The organism is Cellvibrio sp., assembly GCF_053579595.1.
Map to the genome: position 1 here is coordinate 1 of NZ_JBRFPI010000215.1, position 7,704 is coordinate 7,704.

General features: G+C 50.3%; 7 protein-coding genes. 2 read left to right on the forward strand and 5 right to left on the reverse strand.

Annotated features, from left to right (window positions below; genetic code table 11):
* A partial coding sequence (locus tag ACWA6V_RS13550) for a bifunctional diguanylate cyclase/phosphodiesterase (RefSeq protein WP_449522988.1) occupies positions 1-2,177 on the reverse strand: 2,177 nt, incomplete at its 3' end.
* A gap of 102 nt (positions 2,178-2,279) precedes the next feature.
* On the reverse strand, positions 2,280-2,960 hold the full coding sequence (locus ACWA6V_RS13555; RefSeq protein ID WP_449522989.1) for a YkgJ family cysteine cluster protein: 681 nt from the start codon (positions 2,958-2,960) through the stop codon (positions 2,280-2,282).
* 204 nt (positions 2,961-3,164) lie between these two features.
* Between ACWA6V_RS13555 and ACWA6V_RS13560 the strand changes: the two genes are divergently transcribed.
* Positions 3,165-3,749, forward strand: a complete 585-nt coding sequence (locus ACWA6V_RS13560; protein WP_449522990.1) for a PEP-CTERM sorting domain-containing protein — start codon at positions 3,165-3,167, stop codon at positions 3,747-3,749.
* Positions 3,750-3,836: 87 nt separating this feature from the next.
* Here the strand turns inward: ACWA6V_RS13560 and ACWA6V_RS13565 are convergent, their stop codons facing one another.
* The 3 genes from ACWA6V_RS13565 to ACWA6V_RS13575 form a co-directional block, all read right to left on the reverse strand.
* Positions 3,837-5,237 carry a glycoside hydrolase family 5 protein gene (locus tag ACWA6V_RS13565; RefSeq protein ID WP_449522991.1) on the reverse strand — a complete coding sequence of 467 codons (1,401 nt, stop codon included), beginning with the start codon at positions 5,235-5,237 and terminating at the stop codon, positions 3,837-3,839.
* 375 nt (positions 5,238-5,612) lie between these two features.
* Complete coding sequence (locus tag ACWA6V_RS13570; protein ID WP_449522992.1) at positions 5,613-5,972, reverse strand: hypothetical protein; 360 nt, start codon at positions 5,970-5,972, stop codon at positions 5,613-5,615.
* 18 nt (positions 5,973-5,990) lie between these two features.
* On the reverse strand, positions 5,991-6,608 hold the full coding sequence (locus ACWA6V_RS13575) for a cation transporter (protein WP_449522993.1): 618 nt from the start codon (positions 6,606-6,608) through the stop codon (positions 5,991-5,993).
* Between the two features lie 252 nt (positions 6,609-6,860).
* On the opposite strand from ACWA6V_RS13575, the gene ACWA6V_RS13580 reads away from it, so the two are divergent.
* On the forward strand, positions 6,861-7,704 hold an 844-nt coding region (locus tag ACWA6V_RS13580; RefSeq protein WP_449522994.1), incomplete at its 3' end, for a PAS domain-containing protein.

Consider the following 7,704-nt stretch of genomic DNA (forward strand, 5'->3'; position numbering starts at 1 on the left):
ATTCCACTGCCATGGATTATTAGGAGCAGTTGCGCAACAAAATCCGGGTGTTGAAATTGCCGCGCACTGACATTGACCGAGAGCACAATATCCGCCGTTTCTGTTGATTTGCTCCACTCAACCAATTGCGCGCAAGCGGTGGCAAAAATCCAGTTGCCAAGCGCAAGAATTAATCCTGACTCTTCTGCCAGCGGAATAAAGTCCAGTGGAGGGATCATGCCGCGCTGCGGATGTATCCAGCGAATTAATGCCTCTGCACCCACCACTTTTCCGACGTGATTCATTTGCGGCTGATAGTAAAGCTGGAATTGGCGCTGTTGCAGTGCTTCGCGAATTTCATTTTGCAGCGCAAAACGCTGCGCGGTAACTGCCTGCATTTCCGGGTCGAAAAAGCGTAGGGTGTTCCGTCCTGCAGCCTTGGCGTGGTACATGGCTTGGTCAGCTTGTTTGAGCAAATCATCAATCGCTACATCCTGATCGCCGAACAAGCACAGACCGATACTGGGCGAATTGAAATAATCCTGGCCTTCCAATTGATAAGCGTTGTTAAGGCTGGCGAGAATTTTTTCGGCGATTTGTTGCGCTTGTGAGGCGGCGGAATTGCGTTCCTGATCAAGTCCTTCGAGCACCACCAGAAACTCATCTCCGCCCAGACGCGCGACTGTGTCCTGGCGGCGCAGGGCCTGCTTCAAGCGCTCAGCGACAGCAATCAATAATAAATCGCCAATGTGGTGACCGCGGTTGTCGTTGAGCGTTTTGAAATCGTCCAGATCAATAAACAAAAGCGCCCCCAAACTCTGTTGGTGTCGGCTGGTGGCAATGGCATGCCCAAGACGCTCGTACAGCAGGCGGCGATTGGGCAATTGCGTGAGCGAATCAAAAAACGCCAGATTGTTAATTCGCGCTTCGTTTTCCTTGCGCTGGGTGATGTCGCGGCTGAGCACTAAAAAACGCGGAACGCCAGAGTGGTCATCCGCCTTGCGCGATACCGACAGCTCAAATGTCGCTGCGCCACGCGGGAGCATAATCGAGTAGCACTTGCCCGAAGACACACCTTTTTCCAGGGCTTCATCCAGTGCTTCGTGAACTGTGATGCAGGCGTCCTCAGGCAAAAACAGATGAAAACTCTTACCCAAAAACTTAGTGGGCGGGACCGTGAGCAAATCAGGCTGGTTGGTGTGATAGCTGTGAATGACGCCGTTCAGGTCTATATCAAACAAGAGATCCGGGATCGCATCAAGCGTGGCTTGCAAGTGCGCGCGCGCAACCAGTAATTCGCGCGTCTGCTCACTCACCGCATCCTGCAAACTCAAGTGCTGCCTTTGCAGCATAACCATCAACCGGGCCAGGTACGCGAGCAGTAGACTGAGCGTCAAGGCAACCAGTGCTTCGCCGCACAGCCGCCAACCATTAATCCAACCCTTGATGGGTGCCACACTGAGTGTCCAGGTACCGTTAGGTACCGCAAAGGACTTGTGCACCGGGTTGTTCAGTTGTTCCGGGGCGTTGGCCGCGATGGTGTCCTTTACGCCGGTATCAGGATTGGTGCGCCAAAGTTGGTAAGCCATGCCTTGATCATTAAGCTGGGTCAGGTTGGCGGTTTCCAGCAGGCGATTGATGCGGATCACCACCAGCGTAAAACCCCAGAAATGACGACCACCCTGATCTTCCAAAAACACGGGCAAACGCGCCACTGCGCCCAAACCACCCTGCACCAGATTGACCGGGCCAGCGAGGGTCAGCTTGCCGGTATCGCGAGCGCGCAGGGCCTCTTTGTTTTGGACGGAGTCCTCCAGCAGGTTGAGGCCGACGGATTTTTCATTGCCTTCCAACGGATAAACCCGCGTGATAATACCGCCGGGAGCGAGGCTCACATGAGAGACGCTGTCAAAGTAGGGCAATAATTCGCGTGCGGCATCCTCAAAGCGGCCGGTGGATCCTTGCCCCAGACGCACCATGGCAGCGAAGGAGTAATTGAGTGTCAGCGCCTGATCAAGGCTATCGCGCACCAAAAACGTGTGGTTTTGCGCGAGGTTTTCCACATCGGCGCGCTTGGCGTGTCGCTGATTTTGCTCCAGTTGCCAAATCACCACTGTCGAGAGGCTGAGGCAAATCGCCAGCACCAGCAGCGCTAGCGCGCGCGGGCGACGAAATGAAAGTGGCACAGCCTCGAACATAAGAGATCCCCGTCGTTAGTCACAAAAGACAGGTTCACTATAGCACTTGATCTCTTGCAGACCTGGCGGTGTAGTAAATTTGCGAATAGGGGATTGGCTATTTCACAGGATGACTTCAATTGCCTGTTGAAAGGTCTTTTTACCACGCTGGTGGCGCTTGGTCGCGCTCTTGTCGCTGAACGCCTCAAGAAGTGCTGTACTGAAATCGTAGACCCGGTTGTCGCGACCCGTATGTTCGGCTGCAGCTTCAAACCCTTGCGTGTGAGCATCGGCGAGCATGGCGATGTCCTCAATCATACCGGTAGCAATATCCATATTGCCCGGGTCACCGTGGGATTGCTCGCAGGCATTAGCATCGGTCGAATGAAAATTGCGACAGCGAAACGGGCGCACGGGATAAATACTGCACTGGTTGTTCTGCAACAGCGCGCATTTGATATTGGTCACCAGGTGCTGCTCGGGTGAAAGTGCGCGAATGATCGCCGCATTCGCTTCCAGGTCGGCCAGCACCGCTGTGATTTTATCCTCACTCCATGTTTTGCTCATGTAGTCTTTGATCAGCAATATTTCATGCGCACGCGCTTCCACCTTGTAGTGGCAACAAAATGCGCAGCCCGCTTTGCACGCCGGTTTGATCGGCGATGCCTCCATCGCGCGGGCGATGAGAGTGTCGTAACGCGTGTAGGATTTTTGCAGTGCCGCCGCCGGGTCTTTTCTCGGTTCCAGTTGGGCGGTGGCCTTCTGGTATTCGTCCAGCGCGGCAGCCTGGAAGGGATCGGTCATGGTTATCAAGCTTGAGAATAATAAGGATGGGCCAGCATACTGCCACGCCTGAAGCCGATCAATGTCGAAAAAACTTACAACTCACAACTAATGTTGGCACGCAAATCATTGATTTTTCGTGAAAAAAGAGAACTGGATCACCTTTTGCTTATTCTTATAGGCAACAAAAAAATAATTTGTCATTACTCTACCTAAGGATCGATTATGAAACGTCTTCTGTTAGCTGCTACTTTGGCTTTCGCAGCTTCATCTGTTTCTGCAACTGTATTGAATTTTGATGATTTGGCTGGCGGTACCGAACAAGTTCCATTCGGTTACGGTGGCTTTGACTGGCAGGCAGGTTCTACCAACCTGGGCGCTATTGGTGAAGGCTTCCACCCTGGCTCTGGCTACGACAACGGCACCGTGTCTCCAGGCAATACCATTTTTAACTACTACGGTTCTTCAGGTGCCAAGATTAACTGGTTGGGCACAGACACCTTCACCTTCAACGGTGCTTATCTGACTGCTGCCTGGGATTCTACCCAGGAAGTAAGCTTTGCCGGTTTCAACGATGGCGTGCAAATTTTTACCAGCAGCAGCTACACCATCAATAACCAAACTCCACTCTGGATCAGTCTGGATTGGGCTGGCATTGACTCTATCCAAATCTTCAACAATGGTAGTCACTGGGCTCTGGATGACTTCACCTTCAACGGCACTACCGACGTTCCAGAGACCTCTTCTCTGATGTTGTTGGGGCTCGGCCTGTTGGGTCTGGGCTTGGCTCGTCGTCGCAAGGCGGCATAATTACCGGGGCTGCCCTGTGCAGCCACCGCGATACAAAAACGCCCTGCAAATGCAGGGCGTTTTTGTTTGGATCATCGCAGGTCAAGCTTATTTGGCCGCATTCACAATGGTGCTAATCAGCGTTGGATAAACCTGATTGCCGCTGTAGCGATCAAACAACCCCATGCCACCATTGGCGGTGTAGCCGTTATCCCAATAGATGGGTACTAATCCACGTGTGTAAGCCGCGCGAGTGATGTATTGATTCCAATACACGCGATAACTTTCTGCGGCGGGAATATTGGTGCGTGAAATTGCACCGAACTCGCCGAGTATCACCGCTACGCCGTTATCGACAAATTTGGTTTTCATGCGTTGGAATTGCGCATCAACATAAGCTTCGTTTGCCCAGGTTTCCACATTCGCTGAGCTGGTCGAATTTTTACCCCATTGCCAAATAACACTGTTTTCATTGAGCGTGAAATTGTAGGGATCGTAAAAGTGCACTTCCATCATCAAACGTTTGCTGGCGGAATCCGTTGGAATTGTGGCGAAGCTGATGGTGTGATCGATGTTGGTATTGAAGCCCTGCACAATCAAATGACGCACCGCATTGTTGCCACCGGTTGCGCGCACAGCGTTGACGAATGTCTGATTAAAACTGTTTTGCACTGTGTAGTATTCCGTGGTGGGCGTGCCATAGTCGCCGTCCACCATCACCTCATTGGTGCCCGCAAATAATAAGTAGTCATCGTAATTTTTAAATTGATTGGCAATTTGCGTCCACAATTTGGTGATGCGGCTATTCACGGCAGTTTGGTTGGCGTACTTGGGCTGCATCCAACCGCCATCCCAGTGGATATTGATAATCACATAGAGACCGGCGCTTTTTGAATAATCCACCACTTGTTTGACGCGCGCCATCCAGGTGCTGTTGATGTTGTAGTTGGCATCGGCGTATTGGCTCCAGGACACAGGGATACGGATGGTTTTGAATCCGGCCGCTTTTACTGCATTGATCATGGTTTGGGTGGTAGCAGGGTTACCCCAGGCGGTTTCACTGCCAATCGCTTCGAGCGAGTTACCCAAATTCCAACCTGCGCCCATCAGGGCTGCCAGTTGTACGCTGGTGAGATTGCGCATTGCAGCGGTAGACGCAGTGCGTGTCGCCGTTGCGGCATTGGAGCTATAGCTGGTGCCGGCGGCGGTAAATTTAATCCAATACCAATAGGGCGTTCCCGCTACGGCGGTGGAGTCGGTATAGGCTTTGGTGGATGCACTAACGGTCGCAATACGGATGCGGCCGCTCGGGTTGCTGTCGGTATCGCGGTAAACCTGCACACTGCTGATGGTACCGCTAACCGTCCAGCTCAAGCCGATATTGTTGGCCGTGCCGGTGGCCGTCAAACAGACAGTCGCACCGCCGCCGGTGCCACAGCTTTGCGCCTGGGAAAAAGGCGCGATACAAAACGCGAGTAATAGAACGATGGAAGAGAAAAAGGATTTCATCTTTATTATTTCCTTGGGGATTGATGTGCTCTGACACTACTTCAGGTGATACATCTCTCCGGAGCCCGGAGCCTAAGTCAGGTGAGAGGTGCAACCGCCATGAACTCGCCCAGGGGGAAGAGTGCAAGGTCAAAGCGGCCAGCACCGGCCGCGCAAACGGCTGGAGAAATACTAAGGGTTATTTTGACTAAAAGACCATTAAAATATTACAAATAGGATTTAATGAGTGGTTTGGAAACAGGCCGAAGTTACTCTTGGCAATAGGATTGGGTAGCTGTTTCATTTTGAAACATGGAATTATTTTTATATATAAAAGTATGAAGATTTTGTTAGATCCACGATGAATGAATATTTATAAAACGGTTGTTGGCAGGCTTATTCTTTGTCTGGCAGATTTTCAAGGTAAGTTTTCGCTGCAGACAAGTTAGTGTCTATCTCGGCTTCAAACTGTGTATCACTGTAATCAATCCCTTCAATCTGATCGATCAGAATATTCATTCGATCTACGGAAAATTGCGTTGCGACAGCGTAATGTCCGCCTTCCAGAAATTGATGGTTACCCATTTCCGTTGTCAGTGATAAGGAAGCCCCATAGGCTGTGGTCAACAGAAATCCGCGCATTAATCGTTCTGATGCTTCATCAGTTGATTGTCGAATGCCATACTCATAACCGACTTTGAAACTGATGTATAAAGATCCGAGGCAGATAAAACTAATCAGCAAATTACGTTTCATATTTTTTCCTTGTATGAGTTACTGATTAGTCAATTCTTTCCGCGCTTGTTTCATCACCTGCCAAGCTGCAGTCAAAGCCAGTGAGGCCATAATTGTGGCCACAATTAAATCCGGCCACGCAGTACCCGTTCCAAATACACCAATAGCCGCAATAATCACCGCGATATTTCCCAGTGCATCATTGCGTGTACACAACCACACACTGCGCATATTGCTGTCGCCATTGCGATAGGCATAAAGCAAAATTCCTACGCCGACGTTAGCGCAGAGTGCGAGCAAGCCAATTAAACTCATCGTTTGTGCATCGGGCAGTACACCGGTAATTAAATTCCACAGTGCATGAATTAAAATACCAATACCAAATAAGGCCATGGATGCGGCTTTAATTAATGCCGCTTTTGCGCGCGCCTGCACACTCATCGCCAATACCCAAATGCTAATGCCGTAGTTGGCTGCATCGCCAAAAAAATCGATGGCATCGGCCAGTAGCGCAACAGAACCCGAGCGAATACTAAAAATAATTTCAATCGCAAACATGGATGCATTGACGATCAATGCGATCCACAAAATGCGACGGTATTTAGGATCGGGTTTGATAGGCGGTTCGTGATCGTGGCTACAGCAGTGGGCGCCCATCTATTGCTCCTGGATATTTCAGTATGAAGTGCCTGGATAAAAATTCTAGCCGAATAACAATAATAACTAGTTGCCAAAAAACCGCCGAAAAAGCACTAGTACACAAGGCGCTGTTTATGCCCGCCAATAAGCTGGCAAGTGTCAGTGTTTAGGAATGTTATTTTTCTCAACTGTACTAATCAATGCCTATACTGAAGGCTAATCATACCTGTGCAATAAGAATAACCACCACCACTAATATAAGACCTTGCTATGGAACGTTATCTGCTTCGCACCCTCGGCGACAACATGCTCGATCTGATCTATGCCAAGGACGAAAAAGGCCGTTTTATCTACGCTAATTTAGCCTTGGTCAATATGACCGGTGCGGAATCAGCAGACAGTATTTTAGGCAAAACCGATTTCGATCTTAACCCACCGGCGGCTGCACAAGCCTATACCGACGATGATCAATTGGTGATGCGCTCGGGCCAACCGCTGGTGGGGCGCGAGGAACTGCTGACAAATTTTAAAACCGGCGAGACGCGCTGGCATTCTACAACCAAGGTTCCTCTACATGATGATAACGGCAATGTTATCGGAATTATCGGTATTACACGCGATATTACCCAGATTAAACAAGCCGAGTTCAATGCCCGTGACCTGAACGCTGAATTGGAAAATCGTGTGGCCGAGCGCACGGCAGAGCTGAGTGCAATAACCGCTACGCTTGAGCAAGAGCGCAACCTGATGCGCACCCTGGTCGATGCGGTACCCGACGGCATTTTTGCCAAAGACCTGAACAGTAAATTTTTATTAGCAAACGATGCGGTTGCCAGAGGCATGGGCACCACACGGGAAAATTTAATCGGCAAGGATGATTTTGATTTTTTCCCAAAAGAGATGGCGCAGAATTTTTTTGATGATGAACAAACCATTGTTCGCACCGGTGAAGGATTGGTTAACCGTGAAGAACTGGCGGTCAATAAAGAGACCGGCAATATGCGCTGGTTTCTCACCACCAAACTGCCGGTGCGCAACGACAGAGGTGAAACTGTTGCACTGGTTGGCATTGGCCGCGATATTACGTTACGTCGCCGCGCCGAGCGCGCATTGC

Coding starts and splice junctions, on each gene's coding strand:
- ACWA6V_RS13555 (WP_449522989.1), bottom strand. CDS start 2,960: ATGACCGATCCCTTCCAGGCTGCCGCGCTGGACGAATACCAGAAGGCC.
- ACWA6V_RS13560 (WP_449522990.1), top strand. CDS start 3,165: ATGAAACGTCTTCTGTTAGCTGCTACTTTGGCTTTCGCAGCTTCATCT.
- ACWA6V_RS13565 (WP_449522991.1), bottom strand. CDS start 5,237: ATGAAATCCTTTTTCTCTTCCATCGTTCTATTACTCGCGTTTTGTATC.
- ACWA6V_RS13570 (WP_449522992.1), bottom strand. CDS start 5,972: ATGAAACGTAATTTGCTGATTAGTTTTATCTGCCTCGGATCTTTATAC.
- ACWA6V_RS13575 (WP_449522993.1), bottom strand. CDS start 6,608: ATGGGCGCCCACTGCTGTAGCCACGATCACGAACCGCCTATCAAACCC.